This window comes from Natrinema soli (genome assembly GCF_028618695.1).
In genome coordinates this window covers 1-1,906 of sequence record NZ_JAQIVI010000669.1, presented here as the reverse complement: position 1 = coordinate 1,906, position 1,906 = coordinate 1, and the positions used below count along the sequence as shown (strand labels likewise).

Sequence of the window (1,906 nt, the reverse complement as noted above, 5' to 3'; positions counted from 1 at the left end):
CGCGGAACTCGGTCTGGATCCCGTCCCGTTGACCGTCGACGCGTTCGTCGAGCGCTTCGGTGCCGCCGACGCCGCGCCGCCGCCGATCGGGGAGGGGTCGCAGTGACCTACCTGGACGGACTCCGGGACGCCGCGTCGATCGACGCGATCAAGACCGATCTGCTCCGGACGGCCTACGAGAACGAGGGGTCGTTCCTCCATCGCCTCGACCCGCGGGTCTTGCTCCTGTGGTACTTCGTCTTCCTGTTCGTTCCCTGGCTGTTCTACGACACCGGCGTGTTGCTGGGGCTCCTCGCGTTCGTCTCGATACTCGCGGTCCTCTCGCGCGTGAGCCTCTTTCTCGTCGGGCTGATGGCGTTCAGCGTGGGCTCGACGCTCGCGTCCTACGCCGTCGTGACCGCGGTCACCGGCGATCCGGTCGCCGCGGTCCGGGCGCTGATCCCATTTACGCTGAAGCTGACCATCATCTCGGTCTCGAGCCTGGCCGTCTTCTCGAGTATGGGCCCGAAGACGCTCGCACACGGGCTGCGCAGTCTCGGCATCCCGCGGCAGTTCACCTTTCTCATCACCTATGGCTACCGGATGCTGCCGGTGCTGTTCGAGGAGTACCACGACCTCGTGAACTCGTATCGGCTGCGGAGCGCCCCACCGGACTCGCCCGGGTGGCTCCGCTGGCGACACTACGCGTACCTGCTGAAGCTCTCGATGCGAGCGTTCTACCCGATGATATTCAACGTCGCCAAACGCAGTCGGGTCACCGTCGAGGCCATGGAGGCGCGGGGGTTCTCCCACTCGCTGCACGACGAGGCGAGCAAGGAACTCCAGTTGGCTGACCTCCGGATCCGGCCGCTCGACGTGGTCTTTTTCGGCGGGTCGGTGACCGTCGTGGTCGGTCTCGCGCTGGTGCTGTAAGCCAGCGACCGGTTCGTTTTTCGCCGCGTTCGGAGTCGGCTGCGGCTCCCCGCTCGAGTTGCGAGCAGATACCCCATCGCGGCGACTGTCGCGGAAACCGTCGTCCGAACGCTGCGGACACCACCATCGCAGCCAGCTGTCTCGGGAGCGGAACCGCCGGAGCCACGCAGTGGGAGTACGCTCGGATATATAGGAATCCGTACCGGACGGGTCGGCAGTATACCGCTCTTAGCTACCCTATTCTCCCCGGGGGCGGAGGCGTCCGTATGAGCGCAGTGATGGACGAGACGCTCGAATCGAAACTCCTCGAGACGATCATCCCCTCGCGGGCGCGGATTCCCGACGATCCGGTCCCGGGAAACTACGTCGTTATCGACGTCGCCCAGTTTTCGACTACCGTACCCGAGCTGTTCGCCAACGGCGCGGAGTACGTCTATATCACCGAGGAGCGAGGGAACGAGCCCGAGTTCAAGGACGAACACCCGCGTGCGAAGATCGGCGGGGGGTCCGGGCCGAACTACGAGGGAGAGGAGGGGTACGACTTCTTCAACTCGCCCAGTTTCGTCCAGGACGTCGACGTGGCCGGGCGGCCGACGGCGATGACGTCGACCAACGGCGGGAACGCCGTTACCGATCTCCGACTGGCGGGCGGCGACGGCGTGGAGATCTACGTCGGCGGCCTGACCAACGGAACGGCCGTCGCGGAACACCTCCGGGAGAGCGACCGCGAGACGTTCCTCGTCGCCGCCGGCTCGAGGGGGAAACCGTCGCCCGAGGATACCGTCGGCGCGCTCTTCATCGCTCACCACCTGCACGGGAGACCGATCACCGACGAGCGGCGCGCGGCCTACCGCGAGGTCGTGCAGTTCGGGAAAGGGCCGAAGTACGAGGACAAACCCCCGATCAAGCGGACGGACCTCTACGAGTACACCCTCGCGTTCGACAGTCGAAACGTCGTCCCGAGACTCGAGGGACAGCGACTCGTCGACGTCAC

At 65.8% G+C, this 1,906-nt stretch carries 2 protein-coding genes; both read left to right on the top strand.

Annotated features, from left to right (window positions below; translation table 11 throughout):
* The first annotated feature begins 102 nt into the window (after positions 1 to 102).
* Positions 103 to 912, top strand: a complete 810-nt coding sequence (locus PGX04_RS29685; protein ID WP_273741781.1) for an energy-coupling factor transporter transmembrane component T family protein — start codon at positions 103 to 105, stop codon at positions 910 to 912.
* 266 nt (positions 913 to 1,178) lie between these two features.
* Positions 1,179 to 1,906: 2-phosphosulfolactate phosphatase (locus tag PGX04_RS29680; RefSeq protein ID WP_273741780.1), on the top strand; the 728-nt coding region annotated here is incomplete at its 3' end.